Raw genomic sequence first — 19,182 nt, forward strand, 5'->3', positions numbered from 1 at the left:
TTATTCCTTTGGAATTTAGTATCGTTTTTTGCGACTTCTTTGTCCCTTTTTACCGCGGTTACTGCTGGACTTGGACCTGCTCGGTCTGTTCTTTAGGAACTGTCCGCTTTCCGTCAAACTCTCATCGCTTTTGGCCAAATCAATCTGTCCATCGCTCAATTCCTTTAAGTGATTGAATATCACAATATCTTCAACCGTATCCTTGTTCCAGGTCAAATAACATTTTTTCATGTGGTTGGCAATGGCATATTCCAAACCAGATCTCTTATCACCTTCTTCCCACTTTACGGCCACATCGATCATTCTTTTGATGTTGTTACCATAAAAACGGTATTTCGGATGGTTTTGCGGGTAATCCAAAGGTTCTGGGCGTTGTTGCAAAACCTCTTTTGAGGTAATGGGGAAAGGGGAATCCACGTCCAATTTAAAATCGGCCATAATAAACAACTGGTCCCAGAGCTTATGTTGGAAATCTGGAACATCCCTTAAGTGGGGCTGTAAATTTCCCATTACACTGATGATGGACTTGGCCACCCTGTTTCGTTCATCACGGTCTTCTATGGTAACTGCATAGTCCACCATTTTCTGAAAATGACGGCCATATTCGGGAATAAAGAGTTTTGGACGCTCTGTATTATATTCTAGGTTGTATACTTCGTTCAAACTAATGTGTTTAGAAATTTGATAATTGGAAAGTCAATACGGTAACGCCTGCAAATTAATAAAATTATGGCAAACAAAGGGTTTACAAAGAAATAATCCCTTCTACAACGGAAACTTCCTTGTATTTCAGGATAACTTCATCAGGATTCTGTAAATGAACCGTAATGGATAAGCTGGTATAAGTACCTTTTTTAGATTTTTTGGACTCTATAACGGCTCCGGTGTTGTCAAAAATCTCATGAATTTGAGAGATTCGCTCCTCGTCGGTTGGTACAATAAATTTGTAGAGGTAGTTGGATGGCCAACTCGTACTTTCCAACAATTTTCCCTTTAGCTTCTCGTAGAATTCTTCTGTATCCTTCTTATCCATACCTCAATTTTATACAAATATATGGCTTACCCATCAATTTTTTTTCCTTCCGGCGATTTCATTACTTTGTAGCATTAATTCAAGGTCTTTGGGCAAGAGTAAAGTAGTTATTACGGGAGCGCCCGGTACAGGGAAAACATCTATAGTAAATGGATTGGAAAGCAAAGGTTTCCATTGCTTTCACGAAATTATTAGGGACATGACCTCCAAAGCAAAGGAAGTAGGACAGTCCGAGGAATATATTTCCAACCCGCTTGTTTTTGTAGATGATGCGCTGCAATTCAACAAAGATTTGTTGAAGGGCAGAACTTCCCATTTCAAGGAGTCGCTCCATATTGATGCTCCCATTAGTTTTTTTGATCGGGGCATACCCGATGTGTTGGCATATATGGACTTTTTTGGTCAGGAATACGACCACTTTTTTATTTCACATTGCGAAGACCATAGATACGATTCGGTTTTTATTGTTCCGCCTTGGAAAGAGATTTATGTTTCCGATAATGAGCGGATGGAAACCTTTGAAGAAGCAGAGAGCATTCATCATTCCTTGATGAAAGTCTATACACAATTTGGCTATAACCCCATCGAAGTGCCAAAAGATGAAGTCCTGAATCGGATTGATTTTATTTTGGAAACACTTAAAAATTTATAGTGCAAAAGGACATCACAAGCATTTTAAAACAATTTTGGGGGTATGATGATTTCAGAGGATCCCAAAAGCAGATCATAACCACAATTCTATCTGGGCAAGATGTTTTGGCCCTGATGCCTACAGGCGGTGGTAAATCCATTTGCTACCAATTGCCGTCACTGGCCGTGGAGGGTATCTGCATTGTGGTTTCCCCTTTGGTGGCACTCATCCAGGATCAAGTGGCCCAATTAAAAAAACGAGGTGTCAAGGCCATTGCTTTAACGGGGGGTATACCGCCAAGCGAGTTGAACGATCTTTTGGACAATTGTCTGTATGGCAACTATAAATTCTTGTACCTGTCCCCCGAACGCTTGCAACAAACCATTGTTAGGGAGCGGATTCAACAAATGAACGTTAATCTCATTGCTATTGATGAAGCCCATTGTATTTCCCAATGGGGAAACGATTTTAGACCGGCCTATTTAGAGTGTTCCATTTTAAAGGAACTCGCACCCAATACTCCAATGATTGCCTTAACGGCAACAGCCACACCAAGAGTTGTAGATGATATTGTGGAGAATCTGGAATTGGAAAATGTCCGTGTTTTTAAGGATTCCTTCTCTCGCTCCAACATTAATTTTAGAGTAAAACGTTCCGAGGACAAACTGTACCAGCTCAATAAGTACATGGACAAAATTCCAGGAAGCGCCATTGTATATGTCCGCTCCAGAAAAATGTCCATTTCGTTGGCCAACTTTTTAATCAAGAAAGGTATTTCAGCCTCTTTTTTTCACGGTGGTATTCCAAAATCGGATAAAGAAGAAAAACTTAACCTTTGGTTAAGCGGAAAAGTTAGGGTAATGGTTGCCACCAATGCGTTTGGCATGGGAGTGGACAAACCAGATGTTCGTTTGGTGGTACATTACCATATACCGGATAGCCTGGAAAGTTATTTTCAAGAAGCAGGAAGAGCTGGGCGTGACGGGGAACAGTCAACCGCTATCATCATAACTTCAAAAGAAGACAAAGATAAGGCCAAACAACAATTTTTGTCCACCTTGCCCGATGTAACTTTCGTGAAACAAGTATATTCCAAGCTCAACAATTATTTTCAGATATCGTACGGCGAACTTGTTTCCGAACCAATGGCTTTTAAATTCAATGAGTTTTGTAAGCGCTACGAGTTCAATGCGAATATGACCTTTAATGCTCTCCGTATTCTTGACCAAAATTCAGTGCTATCGCTTGCCGAGAATTTTAAGGAAAAAACTACACTTCAATTTATGGCCTCCAAGGCCGAGATCTTCAATTATCTGGACAAAAACAGGAAAACAGCTCCGATAATCCAAACAATTTTAAGAACCTATGGGGGCATAACCGAATACGAGACCAAGATCAATCTGTATATGCTATCCCAAAAAACAGGGACAAGTGAGGAAAGGTTAAAACAGCTGCTGCAACAACTGGCCGATGATAATATCGTGGAGTACCAAAACATTACTTCTGACCTGGAAATCACTTTTTTGGTACCACGGGAAGATTACCATACCATTAATTTATTCGCCAAAAAAATAAAGGACTTTAATCAGGTTAAACAAAATAACATGGCGGCAATGTTGGGATATATTTCGAATAAGAAAGTATGCCGTAGCATTTACTTGCTGAATTATTTTGGAGAAAAAAATGCGGAAAAGTGCGGCACATGCGATATTTGCACCAAGAAAGAGAAAGTGACCTCTCCGTACGATTTGGAGAAAAGAATCATGGAACTCTTGGAAATCCGTCCCCACACATCCCGGCAGCTGGAAAAAGAAATGGGGACCGATGAAAAACAACTTTTGAAAACATTGGAAAGACTACTGGAAGATGAGTTGGTCTCCCTAAACTTTAAGAATGAGTACATCAAGAAATAACACATTGCGAATCGTATTTATGGGCACCCCCGATTTTGCCGTGGGTAGCCTAAGGCGGCTTTTGGAAGCTAACTTTAATGTAGTTGGCGTTATTACCGCACCAGATAGGCCTGCAGGACGTGGCCGTAAGGTTCAGGAATCGGCCGTAAAACAATTTGCGGTCAAGCATAACTTAAAGGTGTTGCAACCCACCAATTTAAAAGATGAAGCTTTTTTGGAAGAGCTCAAAAGCTTGGATGCCAACTTACAAGTGGTAGTTGCCTTTAGAATGTTGCCCAAAACGGTTTGGCAAATGCCCGAGCACGGCACCTTTAATCTTCACGCCTCCCTCCTGCCCCAATATCGCGGTGCAGCACCCATCAACTGGGCGATAATAAATGGAGAAACTGAGACTGGCGTAACCACTTTTTTTATTGATGAAAAAATAGACACGGGCAACATTATCCTTCAAAAAACGGAAAAGATACTGCCAAACGACAGCGCAGGCACCTTACACGATAGGTTGATGGAACTTGGCGCTCATTTGGTGGTGGAGACCTGCAAGCAAATTGAAGAAGGAACGGTCACCCGACAAAAGCAGGATGAAAACCTTGAACTTAAACCCGCTCCAAAAATCCATAAGGACACCTGTCGAATTGATTGGGATGCCGGGATTGAGGACATTTATAACCATATAAGGGGATTAAGCCCCTACCCTGGTGCTTGGACCGAATTGGTAAATGGAGGAAAAGCCGAACCCATGAAGATTTTTAAAACTGAAATGGAACGGGCAGACCACAACTACAACCTTGGAAAACTGGTCGCAGATAAAAAATCGTTGAAGGTAGCCGTTAAGGAAGGATATATTTCCCTTCTTGAATTACAACTGCCCGGTAAACGAAGAATGCAGGTCAACGAGGTTTTGAATGGCCTAAATCTGGAAAATGAGGCGCACCTTCGCTAAAGCCTTGCTGTGATTGGGCTGGGAAAATTTGTCGTTTTTTTCCGACTTTATCAACAAACGTTTCAAGTTATCAACAAAATCCCCGATTTCCCTTGGTTTTACTTGCGTGAGTGGCAAATCCATATAAATTTGTTCAGCATTAAAATTATATTAACAACAATTAATTTAATTCCATTATGAACAAAACAGAATTAATCGATGCTATGGCAGCTGATGCTGGCATCACTAAAGCAGCAGCAAAAAAAGCATTGGAATCTTTCTTGGGAAATGTAGAAGGAACGCTTAAAAAAGGAGACAGAGTTTCCTTGGTAGGTTTTGGTTCTTGGTCAGTTTCTAGAAGAAGTGCTAGAGAAGGTAGAAATCCACAAACTGGGGCTACTATTAAGATTGCCGCTAAGAACGTTGTAAAGTTCAAAGCAGGTGCTGAATTGAGCAGTGCAGTAAACTAATCAATTATTTATTTAATATACGAAAGCACTCCTTTTGGGGTGCTTTTTTAGTTTAAAATGGCCTGTGTTTTTGTATATGTTGAATAATATGTTAAATTTAAATACAAGAAATCAGGTAAATGGTAAGTCAAAAGCCAAAAAAGGGGAATTTACTTGTAGCGGAACCTTCACTTACTGGAGATGTTTCTTTTAACAGGTCCGTTGTACTTATCGCCGAACACAACAATGAAGGTTCGGTAGGTTTTATTTTAAACAAGCCGTTGGACTATACCATTTGTGACCTTGTTTCGGATATTACCATTCCCTTTCAAGTATTTAATGGAGGGCCTGTAGAACAGGACAACCTCTATTTTATCCATAAAGTACCGGAACTCATTGAAAACAGCATCGAAATTTCCGACGGGATATTTTGGGGAGGTAATTTTGAGATGACCGTTGAACTTATCAATAACGGAACCATTACCGAACAAGATATCAGGTTCTTTTTAGGGTATTCCGGTTGGGGCACAAGTCAGTTAGATCAAGAACTTTCTTCAAAATCATGGGTGGTTTTGCCCAACGAATACGAAAGCGATATTTTGGAGAAATCGGCCAATGCCTTTTGGAAAGAAAAAATGGTGGAACTTGGTGGTGATTATCTTTTATGGTCCAATGCCCCAGAAAACCCCTCGCTCAATTAACCAATCCTTGCCTTTGCATTCAACTTACCGATCAAGCTCTTGGCCACTTTGGTATCATATTCTTTTTTTCTGTACTTGCTGATAGGCTGTATGCCCACAATGGAATTGGTAATGAACAACTCGTCTACTTTTTGAAGTTCGAAAGGAGATATTGAATCTTCAACCAAATCGTACTCTTCGGAGCCTGCAATGATTTTCATAAGGTTTTTTCTTATGATGCCATCCAAACATCCATCGCCCAAGGGCGGAGTCTTAATTTCATTGCCCTTTACTAAAAACAGGTTTCCGTTAATCGCCTCTACCACCTTTTTATCCGTATTTACCAATAAACAGTTGGCATAACCGTTTTCTTCAGCATAAACACTGGCTACCACATTCAAAATTTTATTGGTGGATTTTAGATTGGAGAGCATGTCCTTGTTCACATAATAGTCCTTGAACAATTCTACTTCATAGTCATCTTCATTCAGAATAAAGAAAGGAGATTCCATTGGATTGGTCTCAATTACGTATGACACGTCGTTGGTGCTTGGAGTGTACAAGCCACCTTCGTTTCTAAATACAGTCAAACGTACACGGACCGCACCGTTTTGCTGATTGTTGGATGCAATGGTCTTCTTGATCTCCTCCTCCAAGAACTCCAAGGTAAACTCCATTGGGATTTCCATCCTCAGAATACGCATGGAAGCCATCAATCTAAAGTAGTGGTCTTCCCAAAAAAAGAGGGTTCCATTTACGTAACGAACCGTTTCAAAAAGTGCATCGCCATATTTGAAAGCCCTGTTGTTGTGGGTAAAAATCGCTTTATCCTCTGCTAAAAGTTCTCCGTTACAATTGACCATAAAAAAGTCCCGATTTTAATCGGGACCAAAGATACGGTTTACTTGAGAATAAGACTAGGTCGAACCAAGAACCTGTTTAAGGTCCGAAACCTGGTTTTCCCAGAGCATCTTTGCTTCGTCCACCTCATCTTCTTCAGCAAAGTCTGTTATGAACAAGGATACATCCTTGGTTATTTCATCAACTATAATCCGCATTTCAAAAAAGGAATCATCCTCATTTTCTTCCCATGCCAACTTCACAAATTCCTCACTCTTACGTTTAAGCATTTTTGCTCTCTCTTCTGCACCATCCCAAATAAACGTGAATATTTCCCCACGGGAATTAACGTTGTCGGCATACCATTCAGATAGTCCCGAGGGCGTGGAAATATATTGGTAAAGCAACTGAGGCGAAGCCTGGATTACGAACTCCAGTTCAAATTTAACCTTATCACTCATTGTCGTGTTCTTTAAATCGTTTTTCAACTTTAGTATAGTTTGGGAAGATATAAAAATAAATATCAAATAATAAATTAATAATGAATTTTGATTCAGCGAAAATTTAAACATATATTTGCACCCGCTTAACAAAATCACGGCGAGGTAGCTCAGCTGGTTAGAGCGTCGGATTCATAACCCGGAGGCCGGGGGTTCAAGTCCCCCTCTCGCTACGAATATCAAAGTCATTTAGCTGTTTTTCAGTTGAATGGCTTTCTTTTTTTCTCCGTATTCTTTTTTTCCTAACTTCAAGGTTTTAAACCAACCTCGAATGAATTATTTTAAAAAGCTGGGAACCGGCAATTTGCTCATGTTGATCTTATGTGCGTTGATCATACTGGTGGCAGAATACCTGTTTCTTAACGGCAACCAAAAACATGGTCTCTTTGTGGGTCTTTGGGCACCTACACTTTTAGGCGTTATGATTTACCTAAAACTTGTGGACAATGACAGCAAATGATATCGTTTTATGGTTCTCTGTTGTTGTTATTGTAGTGGTCGCTATATGGGCCATATTAATGATACGCGCATACAACAAAGCCAGTAATAGGAAATAAGTGAATTAACTCTTAACACATTCAAAGATAAGGCCACATAGAAGTGGCCTTTTTTGTTATCCTTTCTTTCCGGTATTTAAAATTTGCAGCATGTAGGTTACCTGCCCATTTCCAAATAGTAAAAGCCATATACGGGAACATAATCCAGAAATATATTGATATATTTATAAAACACTAACAATCAATACACTATAAATGGTGAGAAAATTATACCTCATATATATTCTGTTCCTATCCATTTCCTATGTATACGGTCAGGATTATAAATCACATTTTGAATATGAAAATTTGAATCCATCGGCAGCAATTGTGGAAACACAAACCATTGACTCTCTTACCCAAATGGAAAAAGTCGTGCTCAACGGGTTCGATTCCAAAATCCCCTTTTATCACTTTATAAATAAAAGAAATTCAGAAAATAGATATGCCATATTGATACATGGCCTGGGAGGCAATAAAGATTATTGGGTTAATCCTTCCATGCCCTATTTACAGTATACCAAGAACCTAACAGCAATAAAAGACTCCCTTTTGCTGCATGGGTTTAACCTGGTGATACCGGACGCTAAATTCCATGGTGAAAGGTCCTATGAATTAAACTTTAGAAACCCAGGTTCTTTGCCCCCCATGCGTTCAAAAAATATAGAGGACGCAGAAAGCATGTACGATTTATATTCATCAAGTGCTAAGGAGATCCGATTAATAATGGATTACCTGGAACAAAGCATTCAAGACCAAAAAATAAAATTCAATTTGATAGGCTATAGCATGGGTGGTGCTATTTCATTGATGTTGAACCATGTTGATCATAGAATCCATTGTGTAGTTGCCTGTGTACCGCCAATGTCCAGGCCATACTCGGAAATTGTTGGACTGAATTGGCCTAAAGGCATAGCCGATAAATTGAAGGCCATCAGCCCACTTTATAGCGTAGCCGATCAAAATGCTCCCGTAGCCATGTTGATGGGAAAATCCGATTTTTTTATCCCTGAGGATGAAGCCAAAGCTTTTTACGGCAATATAAAGATGGAAGACAAGGAACTAAAGTTTTACGATTCCGGTCATGAACTCCCCGATGCCTATGTTGATGATGTAATCCAATGGGTATTGGAGCATAATTAGGATTAAACCTGCGGTTGATAACAAAGTTTAACCTTGTCTACGTATTGATTCATACGTGTTCACTGACCCAGCAAACCCCTTATTTGGAAGATAGGTTAAACCCAACATTAATTTGTGCCATAATTGGAAAAAAACCTCCATTTCCCTTTGTATCAAAATAATACTGTGGGCCAATATCAAACAGAAAATGTATTTTACCATACGTTCGTTGCAGCCCCCAAGTAGGGCCTATGGCAAAATCCGTTTTATCTGTTCTGATTACATTTTCTGTTAAAGGAAAAAATCTTGTTATTCCTCGGAGGGAAACATAATCACCTGAATTGTACGCTATGTTTTTACCTTTGGAAAGTCTCTTTTTTCTATTGTAGAACAATTTGTACTGTATGTCCACAAATGGACTCACTATATATACGAACCCATCACCCTGAATTTCAAGTTCTCTGTAAGAACCACCATATCCAATCCCAGCTGCTCCGCTGATTACAGAATAATCTCCTGTTTTTTTTTCATATTCCAGTGCAGGGTTGATAAAATTTATTCTAAAAATGTTTTCCAAATCATCTCCACCTTGCGATAAAACATTGCCAACAATAAAAAAAGCTAAGCAAATAACGTTTAATTTCATGTGGACTTTGTTTATGTTTATTGATTTGATGATATATTTTAGAGTTTTACATCAAGGGAAATTTCTAATCCATTAAAATACCATGTGCTTTAGAGCCTTGTCTTTTCTTACAATCTTTCCCTTTATTTCGCATATACTACTGGTAAAATTCTTCCATAAAGAAATGTAAATATCATCCACTCCACTATCTATAATTGATGGATTCCCCTTATGAACCAACAAATCACAATTTTGATCTGACAGAGTTTTATCGGGATATGATATTTCCCTTCTTTGTCTTACATTTAAAACACCATGAAGAACACCATATCCGAACGTATTGCCGATTTCCTGAAAAACTACCCTCCCTTTAATTCCATGGAGGCAAAACAGCTTGAGCATTTGTCACTTGAGGTTGTGATCATCCATAAAGAGACCAATACCATTGTTTTTTCCGAAAATGAAAATCCGCACCAGTATTTTTATGTGGTGAACAAGGGTGCCATAGCCTTGTCCAAGTCGGGCTCAAGTCAAATATTGGATATATGTGACGAGGGCGATGTTTTTGGATTAAGGCCCTTGCTCGCGCATGAGAGCTATAAATTAGAGGCCAAGGCTTACGAGGAGACCATTCTTTACGCTATTCCAATCAAAGACTTTAAGCCCTTGGCATTGGAAAATAAACGAATCGGAAACTTTTTGATAGAAAGCTTTGCTTCCAATACCGGTAACCCCTACTCCATTAAACACCGAGGAAAATTGTACGGTGTAAATACCGAGGCGGAGCAATACTCCACCAACAAAATATTGGATCTTCAACCCATTAAGTATTCCACTGACCTTATTACATGCAAGGAGGGCACCAAAATTAAAACCATAGCCAACAAAATGACCCAGTATAACGTAAGTTGCATTTTGGTGGAGAAAGATAATTTGCCCGTTGGGATCATAACGGACAAAGATTTGAGAAAAAAGGTTGCCACAGGACTGTTTCCCATTACAGGAGCCGCAAAAGCAATCATGTCCTCCCCTATAATCACATACCCCAAAGAACTTACACTGGCACAAGCCCAAATGGCCATGATGAAAAGTAATATCAGTCATCTTGTGCTAACAAAAGATGGTACTACGGATACGAAAGCCGTCGGAATCCTTTCCAAGCACGACATCATGGTGGCGGTAGGAAACAACCCAGCAGTGCTTTTAAGGGCCATTAAAAGAGCTACGGATGCCAAAAGATTACGTGCGATACGACACGGTGTCATGAATCTGCTACAAGGCTATTTAGATCAAAACATTCCATTGGGATTGGTATCCAAAATTATTTCTGAACTCAATGATGCATCCACAAAACAGGTTATTCAAATTGCATTGGCCAAAATGGAAGAGGAACCGCCAGCAACATTTACCTGGCTCAGCATGGGTAGTCAAGGCCGTGGGGAACAATTATTGAACACAGATCAGGACAACGCCATTATTTTTGAGGATGTACCAGAGGAAAAGTTGGAAGCTACCCGAAGCTATTTTTTAAAACTTGGGGAACGTATTTCCAAAATGCTCAATACCATAGGATTTGAGTATTGCCCAGCGGATATGATGGCATCCAACCGATCATGGTGCCATAGTTTAACGGAATGGAAAAAGGTCACTGCACATTGGATTCACAATCCGGGACCTGAGGAAATACTTCTATCCTCCATCTTTTTTGATTACAACGTAACCTATGGCGACAAATCGCTTGCCGATGAACTATCACACAGCATATTTGACCATGCCCGTAAATATCCCCAATTTTTTACGCACTTGGCCAGTGGAGCTTTACAAAATCCTTCCCCATCAGGTTTTTTTAGAGATTTTTTGGTGGAACAGGATGGAGAGCACAAAGACTTTTTCGATTTAAAACTACGTGTGCTCATGCCCATTATCGATGCTGCGCGGGTTTTAATTTTATCGCATTCCATCAAATCCATTAACAACACGGCAGAGCGTTATGAAAAGTTGGCCGAATTGGAACCCAACAACAAAGAACTGTACCTCGCGTGCTCATACGCCAGCAAAGCATTACTAAAATTCAGGACCAGACAAGGTTTGCTCCATAACGATTCGGGCAGGTACATTGCTTTGGACAAATTGAACAAGGAAGAGAAAATTAAATTGAAAAGAACCTTCAAAACCGTTAAGGAAATCCAATCGTTGATCGAAGTGAGGTTCCAAGTAAAAAATATGTTGCGCTAATGTGGCCGTTCTCCCCAAAAAAACAGCTGGAACTTCCCGATTTTTGGTGGGAGTACGAAGAGTATTTCAAAGAAAAGCTTCCAGAGGGTATCCATGACAACACTTTTGTGGTATTGGATACGGAAACTACAGGTTTTAGTTTGACCAGAGACCGTATGCTTTGTATCGGGGCGCTGAAACTACTGGACAACAATATTGTGGTCAAGGACAGCTTTGAGGTATACATTCAACAGGATCACTATGATTCGGAGAGTGCTGAAATACATGGCATTTTAAAGAAAAGTAAAAAAGGAAGTATCTCGGAACTTGATGCTTTGAAACAGTTTTTGGTGTACGCCAAAAACCATATTTTGGTGGGGCATCATGTTATGTTCGACATTAATATGATAAATGCTGCACTAAAAAGGAACGGGCTGCCCAAATTGAAGAACAGGACCTTGGATACCGAATCCCTTTACATAAGAACCTTATTGATATCCACCGTGGTGCAGCGCAAGGATAGGTACACGCTGGATGACCTTGCCAACAAATTCAGCATTTCCAGAAAAGACAGGCATACCGCTTTAGGTGACGCCTTTATCACCGCTATTGCCTTTTTACGAATCATTGAAAAGCTAAAACCGGAAAAAATAAAAGACCTCCTTAGATAAAGAGGCCCTTTATAATGTATTCAATATGGCCTATTTAAAGACTTTCCTTCATAATATTCTCCACTACTTCCGGATTCAACAAAGTTGAAGTATCCCCTAAGTTACTGGTGTCTTTGGATGCAATTTTTCTAAGAATTCTCCTCATGATCTTGCCACTTCGAGTTTTTGGCAGGCCTTCGGTAAACTGGATTTTATCCAACTTGGCGATAGGCCCGATGTGCTCTGTGATCAATTGGTTGATTTCCTTTTTCAGATTGTCGCGGTTCCGGGTTTCCCCTGTTTCCTTCAAAATAATGTATCCGTACAAGGCATTCCCTTTGATGTCGTGCGGGAAACCAACAATTGCGGATTCGGCTACGGCCGGATGCTCATTAATGGCATCTTCAATAGGAGCTGTTCCTAAATTATGACCGGAAACAATGATCACATCATCTACCCTACCAGTAATTCGATAGTAACCAACTTCATCCCTCAAGGCTCCATCCCCAGTAAAATATTTACCTTCAAAAGCCGAGAAATAAGTGTCTTTGTAACGTTGATGGTTACCCCAAATAGTTCTGGCGATTGATGGCCATGGATATTTGATGCACAACCTTCCATCCACTTGGTTTCCTTTAATTTCCTTGCCATCTTCATCCATAAGTGCCGGTTGAATACCTGGCATGGGCAAGGTAGCATAGGTTGGTTTTGTTGGTGTGGAAAATGGAATTGGCGAAATAAGTATCCCTCCTGTTTCCGTTTGCCACCAAGTATCCACAATGGGGCATTTCTTTTCTCCTACGTGGTCGTTGTACCAGTGCCAAGCCTCCTCGTTGATGGGCTCACCTACCGTACCCAGCACTTTTAAGCTGGAAAGGTCATATTCCGTGACGAAATCCAAGTTTTCCTTGGCAAGCGCCCTAATGGCTGTTGGAGCGGTGTAAAACTGGTTTACCTTATGCTTTTGCACCACATCCCAGAACCTACCAAAGTCTGGATAAGAAGGTACTCCCTCGAACATTACGGTTGTGGCACCATTGGCCAATGGTCCGTAGACAATGTATGAGTGTCCCGTGATCCAACCAATATCGGCAGTACACCAATACACATCTTCCTCGCGGTACTGGAATACATTTTTAAATGTATATGCCGTATACACCATATAACCTCCCGTTGTATGTACCATTCCCTTTGGACGCCCGGTAGATCCCGAAGTGTACAGAATAAACAGTGGATCTTCCGCATCCATGATTTCCGGTACACAATCGGAATACGCTTTGTCCAAAAGCGGTTGAATCCAAACATCGCGGCCTTCTTTCATGATCACCTTACCTCCGGTACGCTTGGTCACCAATACCGTATCAACATCCGGACAACTTTCCAAAGCTTCATCTACAATTCCTTTGAGGTCGATAACCTTCTTTCCTCGATAAGAACCGTCAGAGGTCAAAACCATTTTAGCACCACAATCGTTTATTCTCGTTGCCAATGCTGTTGAAGAAAAACCTGCAAAAACAACGGAATGAATTGCACCAATGCGTGCGCATGCCAATAATGCTATGGCCAAATCTGGAATCATGGGAAGGTAGATCACAACCCTGTCTCCTTTTTTCACACCCTTCTCCTTAAGTACATTGGCATATTTACAAACACGTTCATGAAGTTGATTGTAGGTGATGTGTTCTGCTTCTTCATTTGGATCGTTGGGTTCAAAAAGAATTGCAGTTTTATCCCCTCTAATGCGAAGGTGACGGTCAATACAGTTTTCGGTAATGTTCAGCTTAGCTCCCTTGAACCAACTAATCTCTGGCTTGGTAAAATCCCACTCCAATACAGAATCCCATTTTTTACGCCAGTGAAAGTGCTCTTCTGCAACTTCCTCCCAAAATCCTTCGGGGTTTCTAACGGATTTTCGATACACCTGAAAATACTCCTCCAAGTGCTTGATATGATAATTACTCATGTAACGCTACGTTTAGTTAATATGTAAATTATTTTCAGTTTCATTTTTTTATGGGTCTTTAGCCCAAAAGATCTTCAATATCGGAAATGACCTTTTTTATGGAAAACGGTTTGGTCATGTAACTGTCCGCCCCCATCTTTAACCCTTTTTCTACATCTTTCTCCTTACTCTTTGCAGATAGAAACACCACTTTGGTATGTGAAAGGTCTTTATTGTCCCTTACTCGTTTCAAGGTTTCATACCCATCCATTTCTGGCATCATAATGTCCAAAAGTATAAGGTCTGGTCTCTCCCTGTCCGATATTTCCAGGGCCTCGGTACCATCACGGGCAATAAATACTTCAAAATCCTTCTTTTTAAAGGCATATTCCAACGACATCACAATGTTGGGCTCATCATCCACTATCAGTATTTTTTTCTGCTTCATTGCTGTCTTGGTATTGAAAATATCATACGGGTCCCCTTCTTATATTCTTTATCCACAGCTATGGTCCCTTTATGGCTTTCCACTATTTTTTTACAAATGGCCAAACCAAGTCCACTACCCTGCGGCTTCTTTACATTTTGATTTTTTGATTGATAGAATTTGTCAAAGATGTAATCCTTGTCCTCATCGGGTATTCCCCTGCCATTATCTTTAATGGTAACCAAAACCTCGTTATCGAGGTCCTCCAACAGAATTTTGATTTTTCCGCTATGTGGTTCCGTAAATTTAAGGGAATTCGAGAGCAAATTCGTCAATACTTGCAAAATTCGGTCCTCATCATAGGCTGCAAACACCTTTACTTTTTTGGGAAATTTAATGTTCACATCTTTTTTTAACGCAATCGGCTCCACGCCTTTTATGGCTTTCTGAATGGTCTTGGACATATCGTGGTCGTCAATGTCCAATTCCGACCTGTTCCCCGATAGTTTCTCCAGATCCAGGATGTTGTGTATCAAGGTGTCCAACCGATCACTGTCCCTATTGATATTTTCGAGAAATCTATATCTAAGTTCGGGCGCCATACCTTCATCCTCTAAAACTTCCGAAGCGGCTTTTATAGAAGTTACTGGAGTTTTGAGCTCATGCGCCACCGTATCCAAAAACTCGTCCTTAAGCTTATCCTGAATACGGAGTTCTTCGTTTGCAGCTTTTAATTGCTGGGCCATGGCAGCAAGCTCTTCGGACTTCTCCCTAAGCAATTTATTGCTTGCTTTGGTCTCCTTGCTCTCTTCTAGAATATTGAGTACCTCCACTAAACTTATTGGTGTTTCCTTGGAAACTGAGGCCAGTAATATTTTTGCAGAAGCACTTCCGATACTTCCCGTCAGCAGCTTTTCCGAAAAGTTGATCAATCTGGCATCAGCTCGCTCTTCGGTTTCAGAGATGTTATATTTTTTATTGAAAAGACGCAAGGCCCTGTTGGTCCGTTGCTCTCCCAAAAATCTGTTCAATAATCGTTTGATATCGGCTACATAGGCCTCTCCCTTCCAAATAAACCCTCCCTCTTGGAGATTACCATAGTTTTCGTGATTTACGAACATCTCAGCATAATTACGCTCCCGGTAATTACCTTTGGTGCGGAGTGAAAACCCTACAAAAGTTAGAGTGTTGAAAGACATGCTCCATAAAAAGGCATTGCTTTCAGGTGTTAAGTAATCCAACCCGAACAGATGAGTTGGGCTCAACCAAGAATAACGAAACAGGCCATCTTCAACAAAATTTGCATTGGGCACGGCCTCTTGACTTATTATTGGTAAAAACAATGTGTAAAAAACAACTGCTAAACCAACCAGAATGCCGATTTCAGCGCCTCTAGCCGTTCCCCGTCGCCAAGTCAGCCCCAAAAAGAACGATGGTGCCAGCTGGGCAATGATCACAAAGGAAATCAACCCAATGGAATACAATGAGAGTTGGACAGAAAACCGAATGTAAAAGAAATAAGCGATGATTATTAAGAGGAAAATTGCAGCCCTTCTTATGTTTTTGATACGCTTGGTATTCTCTTCGGGATTTCCCTCTACCAAGGTTTTGATGAATCCGTAGGGAATTACAATGTTGTTACTTACCATAGTGGACAATGCCAAAGTAGATACAACTATCATGGAAATCACCGTGGTAAATCCACCTATAAAAACCAAAAGTGCCAATCCGTAATTGCTGTCCTGCAAGGGAAGCAAAAGCGTGTAATAATCGTGGTTTACGGTATCTGGCAAACTTATATTACCCGCCCAAGCGATAAAAATCACAAAAACGTTGAACAACAATAGGTATAATGGAAACAACCAAATGGCCTTACGTAGATCATTTTCATTATCATTTTCCACTACAGCCACATGAAATTGCCTGGGCAACAAGAAAATGGCAAAAAAGGAAAGACAAATGGTAAAAAGCCAATTGAACCCATTTTCCAACCCGCCAAAGGAAGTCAACTGTTTAAAGTTTTCTTGTAGACTGGCTTGGTTGTATAGATCCGTGGTTCCATCGAACAAATAAAATGTGATGTAAATTCCTATGGCCAAGAAAAAGGACAACTTTATAATGGATTCCACGGCCACTGTGGCAATAATACCTTTTTTATGTTTTGAAGTGTCTGTGGACAGTGTTCCATAAAAGGCAACAAATACGGCAATGAGCAAGGCAATGTAAAAGGTGGAATCATCAAAAAATCCTGTGGACTCATAACTTCCGTTGGATGAAATCAAGGAGAACGTCTCCGATACGGCCTTTAACTGCAAGGATATGTAAGGAATAATGGCGAACAAACAGGTCAAAGTTACCAACGCTCCCAATAGCCTATTGTTCCCATATCGCATCGATATAAAATCGGCAATACTGGAAATTTTATGCTGTTTGGAGATACGGATAACCTTCCGCATTACAACAATCCAAAGTGGCAAAGCAATTACTGGGCCCAAATAAACGGCCAAAAAACTTATTCCCGAACTGGATGCGATTCCTACACTTCCATAATAAGTCCATGCAGTACAATATACAGCCAAAGACAATGTGTAAACATAGGGATTGTTGACCCATTTGCTACGTTGGTTTTTTTCGGCAAAATAGGCTAATACAAAAAGTACGGCCAAATAGCATACAATCACCAATCCTACAGCAAAATTACTCATGGAACCGCTTTAAAATAATGTAGGCCAAAACAATGGAGAATAACCAACTGGAAAAAATAAAAACATAGAAGACGGGAAAGCCTAAAATTTCTGCATCACCATCAAAAATGGTAACAAATGGCACATTCCATAAAAAAAACAGAACTACGGAAATAAGTATCAATTTCTGTTGATGCCTTTTCTTCATTTTTATTTGCATGGTCGCTAAACTTAAAATTACAAAAAACGGTGCGGTAAAACCATACCACACCGCTTTTTCACAACCAACTAATTAATGTGACGATGCTTCACCCGCACCGCTGGGTATTCTTATATGCTCCACAATTTCCTGTACTTCTTCGGGCGGTTCGGGAGTAAACATATTTACCACTATTGCCACAATAAAGTTGACGATCATGGCTATGGTACCGAAGCCTTCGGGCGAAACGCCGAACCACCAACTTGCTTGAAGACCAGCAACTGCTTCTTTTCCTCCATCAAAAATTCCAAATTTGAATTTCAACATATAGAAGAGCATCAAACAGAGACCTACGATCATTCCGGAGATGGCCCCCTTACTATTCATCTTTTTATAGAAAATACCTAGGATGATGGCCGGAAAGAAGGATGCTGCAGCGAGACCAAAGGCCAAAGCAACCACCGCCGCCACAAATCCGGGCGGATTGATTCCGAAGTATCCTGCGATAACAACAGCTACGGCAGCTGAAAGACGTGCAGCCCAAAGCTCTGCTTTTTCGGAAAGGTCCGGTTTAAGTACATTTTTAATCAAATCATGTGAAACCGAAGAGGAGATTACCAGTAACAATCCAGCTGCGGTAGATAAAGCTGCAGCAAGTCCACCAGCGGCTATCAAGCCAATTACCCATGCCGGTAAATCTGCGACCTCGGGATTGGCCAATACCATAATGTCCCTATCAACGGTCAATTCATTCACTTCTGGAGAGGCGACATATTGAATTTTACCGTCCCCATTTTTGTCCTCATGTGCAATTAATCCAGTAGTTTCCCAACGACTGAACCATTCGGGCATTTTATCATATTCCTTACCGCTTACGGTTTCGATCAGATTGGTTCTTGCAAACACAGCCACCGCCGGTGCAGTAGTATACAAAATCGCGATAAACAGCAATGCCAACCCAGCAGATTTTCTTGCATCACGCACCCGTTTTACTGTAAAAAAACGAACGATCACATGAGGTAATCCTGCTGTACCGACCATTAAGGCAAGTGTAATGGCAAATACATCCACCAAACTTTTGGAGCCATCCGTATATTCAGCAAAACCAAGTTCAGTGGAAAGACCATCCAATTTATCCAAAAGATACGTTCCGGAACCATCGGATAAGGTACTTCCGAAACCAAGCTGCGGAACTGGGTTACCGGTCATTTGAATGGAAATAAAAATGGCAGGGACCATAAATGCGAAAATCAATACGCAATATTGTGCCACTTGGGTATAGGTGATTCCTTTCATTCCGCCCAGAACGGCATAAAACAGAACGATTACCATACCGATGACAACCCCGGTATTGATATCAACTTCCAAATATCTCGAAAATACAATACCCACGCCGCGCATTTGACCTGCTACATAGGTAAACGAAACAATCAGAGCACAGATAACGGCCACTATTCTCGCTGTTTTGGAGTAGTATCGTTCTCCAATGAAATCTGGGACTGTGAATTTCCCGAATTTTCTCAAGTAAGGAGCCAAAAGCAGCGCCAAAAGCACGTAACCCCCTGTCCATCCCATTAAATATACGGCACCATCGTACCCTGCAAAAGATATAATTCCGGCCATGGAAATAAAAGAGGCAGCCGACATCCAATCCGCTGCTGTGGCCATTCCATTGGCAAGGGGTGAAACTCCTCCTCCAGCAACATAATATTCTTTGGTTGAACCCGCTCGGGACCAAATTGCAATTCCTATATACAGACCAAATGATAATGCCACCAAGACATAAGTCCAAATTTGTACATCACTCATAATTTA

At 40.7% G+C, this 19,182-nt stretch carries 19 protein-coding genes and 1 tRNA gene; 10 read left to right on the top strand and 10 right to left on the bottom strand.

The window, feature by feature from the left end:
• Positions 1 to 15: 15 nt before the first annotated feature.
• Positions 16 to 663: a DUF4290 domain-containing protein gene (locus J0X13_RS06125; RefSeq protein ID WP_207070539.1), complete on the bottom strand. Its 648-nt coding sequence runs from the start codon at positions 661 to 663 to the stop codon at positions 16 to 18.
• Positions 664 to 745: 82 nt separating this feature from the next.
• The gene (locus J0X13_RS06130) at positions 746 to 1,033 is read right to left on the bottom strand and encodes a DUF493 family protein (RefSeq protein WP_207070540.1); all 288 of its coding nucleotides are present in this window, start codon (positions 1,031 to 1,033) and stop codon (positions 746 to 748) included.
• An 88-nt stretch (positions 1,034 to 1,121) separates the two neighbouring features.
• Here J0X13_RS06130 and J0X13_RS06135 point away from each other — a divergent pair, with 88 nt between their 5' ends.
• From J0X13_RS06135 to J0X13_RS06155, 5 genes are all read left to right on the top strand, one after another.
• The gene (locus J0X13_RS06135) at positions 1,122 to 1,685 is read left to right on the top strand and encodes an AAA family ATPase (RefSeq protein ID WP_207070541.1); all 564 of its coding nucleotides are present in this window, start codon (positions 1,122 to 1,124) and stop codon (positions 1,683 to 1,685) included.
• A complete protein-coding gene (locus J0X13_RS06140) occupies positions 1,685 to 3,577 on the top strand; it encodes a RecQ family ATP-dependent DNA helicase (RefSeq protein ID WP_207070542.1) in 1,893 nt (630 codons plus the stop codon). The genes J0X13_RS06135 and J0X13_RS06140 overlap by 1 nt, the downstream gene beginning before the upstream one ends.
• Complete coding sequence (gene fmt / locus J0X13_RS06145) at positions 3,558 to 4,520, top strand: methionyl-tRNA formyltransferase (protein ID WP_207070543.1); 963 nt, start codon at positions 3,558 to 3,560, stop codon at positions 4,518 to 4,520. The genes J0X13_RS06140 and fmt overlap by 20 nt, the downstream gene beginning before the upstream one ends.
• 176 nt (positions 4,521 to 4,696) lie before the next feature.
• On the top strand, positions 4,697 to 4,969 hold the full coding sequence (locus tag J0X13_RS06150; protein ID WP_207070544.1) for an HU family DNA-binding protein: 273 nt from the start codon (positions 4,697 to 4,699) through the stop codon (positions 4,967 to 4,969).
• A 119-nt stretch (positions 4,970 to 5,088) separates the two neighbouring features.
• Complete coding sequence (locus J0X13_RS06155; RefSeq protein WP_207070545.1) at positions 5,089 to 5,649, top strand: YqgE/AlgH family protein; 561 nt, start codon at positions 5,089 to 5,091, stop codon at positions 5,647 to 5,649.
• Here the strand turns inward: J0X13_RS06155 and J0X13_RS06160 are convergent.
• Both J0X13_RS06160 and J0X13_RS06165 read right to left on the bottom strand, forming a co-directional pair.
• Positions 5,646 to 6,491 carry an aminotransferase class IV gene (locus J0X13_RS06160; protein WP_207070546.1) on the bottom strand — a complete coding sequence of 282 codons (846 nt, stop codon included), beginning with the start codon at positions 6,489 to 6,491 and terminating at the stop codon, positions 5,646 to 5,648. The two genes, J0X13_RS06155 and J0X13_RS06160, sit on opposite strands and share 4 nt — an antisense overlap.
• A gap of 54 nt (positions 6,492 to 6,545) precedes the next feature.
• Positions 6,546 to 6,929, bottom strand: a complete 384-nt coding sequence (locus J0X13_RS06165; RefSeq protein WP_207026332.1) for an START-like domain-containing protein — start codon at positions 6,927 to 6,929, stop codon at positions 6,546 to 6,548.
• A 138-nt stretch (positions 6,930 to 7,067) separates the two neighbouring features.
• On the opposite strand from J0X13_RS06165, the gene J0X13_RS06170 reads away from it, so the two are divergent.
• The 3 genes from J0X13_RS06170 to J0X13_RS06180 all read left to right on the top strand — a co-directional run bounded on the left by J0X13_RS06170 (position 7,068) and on the right by J0X13_RS06180 (position 8,647).
• Positions 7,068 to 7,141, top strand: a tRNA-Met gene (locus tag J0X13_RS06170).
• A 98-nt stretch (positions 7,142 to 7,239) separates the two neighbouring features.
• Positions 7,240 to 7,428 carry a hypothetical protein gene (locus tag J0X13_RS06175; RefSeq protein WP_207070547.1) on the top strand — a complete coding sequence of 63 codons (189 nt, stop codon included), beginning with the start codon at positions 7,240 to 7,242 and terminating at the stop codon, positions 7,426 to 7,428.
• A gap of 292 nt (positions 7,429 to 7,720) precedes the next feature.
• Positions 7,721 to 8,647, top strand: coding sequence for an alpha/beta hydrolase family protein (locus tag J0X13_RS06180; protein ID WP_207070548.1), 927 nt, complete (start codon positions 7,721 to 7,723; stop codon positions 8,645 to 8,647).
• A gap of 79 nt (positions 8,648 to 8,726) precedes the next feature.
• Here the strand turns inward: J0X13_RS06180 and J0X13_RS06185 are convergent, their stop codons facing one another.
• Positions 8,727 to 9,272, bottom strand: a complete 546-nt coding sequence (locus tag J0X13_RS06185; protein WP_207070549.1) for a hypothetical protein — start codon at positions 9,270 to 9,272, stop codon at positions 8,727 to 8,729.
• Positions 9,273 to 9,566: 294 nt separating this feature from the next.
• Between J0X13_RS06185 and J0X13_RS06190 the strand changes: the two genes are divergently transcribed.
• Both J0X13_RS06190 and J0X13_RS06195 read left to right on the top strand, forming a co-directional pair.
• Complete coding sequence (locus J0X13_RS06190) at positions 9,567 to 11,486, top strand: DUF294 nucleotidyltransferase-like domain-containing protein (RefSeq protein WP_207070550.1); 1,920 nt, start codon at positions 9,567 to 9,569, stop codon at positions 11,484 to 11,486.
• Complete coding sequence (locus J0X13_RS06195; protein WP_207070551.1) at positions 11,486 to 12,136, top strand: 3'-5' exonuclease; 651 nt, start codon at positions 11,486 to 11,488, stop codon at positions 12,134 to 12,136. The genes J0X13_RS06190 and J0X13_RS06195 overlap by 1 nt, the downstream gene beginning before the upstream one ends.
• Positions 12,137 to 12,170: 34 nt before the next feature.
• Here the strand turns inward: J0X13_RS06195 and acs are convergent, their stop codons facing one another.
• The 5 genes from acs to J0X13_RS06220 form a co-directional block, all read right to left on the bottom strand.
• Positions 12,171 to 14,078 carry an acetate--CoA ligase gene (acs, locus tag J0X13_RS06200; protein WP_207070552.1) on the bottom strand — a complete coding sequence of 636 codons (1,908 nt, stop codon included), beginning with the start codon at positions 14,076 to 14,078 and terminating at the stop codon, positions 12,171 to 12,173.
• A gap of 58 nt (positions 14,079 to 14,136) precedes the next feature.
• Complete coding sequence (locus J0X13_RS06205) at positions 14,137 to 14,505, bottom strand: response regulator transcription factor (protein ID WP_207070553.1); 369 nt, start codon at positions 14,503 to 14,505, stop codon at positions 14,137 to 14,139.
• A complete protein-coding gene (locus J0X13_RS06210) occupies positions 14,502 to 17,189 on the bottom strand; it encodes an ATP-binding protein (protein ID WP_207070554.1) in 2,688 nt (895 codons plus the stop codon). The genes J0X13_RS06205 and J0X13_RS06210 overlap by 4 nt, the downstream gene beginning before the upstream one ends.
• Positions 17,182 to 17,376, bottom strand: coding sequence for a hypothetical protein (locus J0X13_RS06215; RefSeq protein WP_207070555.1), 195 nt, complete (start codon positions 17,374 to 17,376; stop codon positions 17,182 to 17,184). Before J0X13_RS06215 ends, J0X13_RS06210 begins: the two co-directional genes overlap by 8 nt.
• A gap of 84 nt (positions 17,377 to 17,460) precedes the next feature.
• A complete protein-coding gene (locus J0X13_RS06220; protein ID WP_207070556.1) occupies positions 17,461 to 19,176 on the bottom strand; it encodes a sodium:solute symporter family protein in 1,716 nt (571 codons plus the stop codon).
• Positions 19,177 to 19,182 lie beyond the last annotated feature (6 nt).

The organism is [Muricauda] lutisoli (nom. illeg.), from assembly GCF_017313105.1.
GTDB lineage: Bacteria > Bacteroidota > Bacteroidia > Flavobacteriales > Flavobacteriaceae > Flagellimonas > Flagellimonas lutisoli.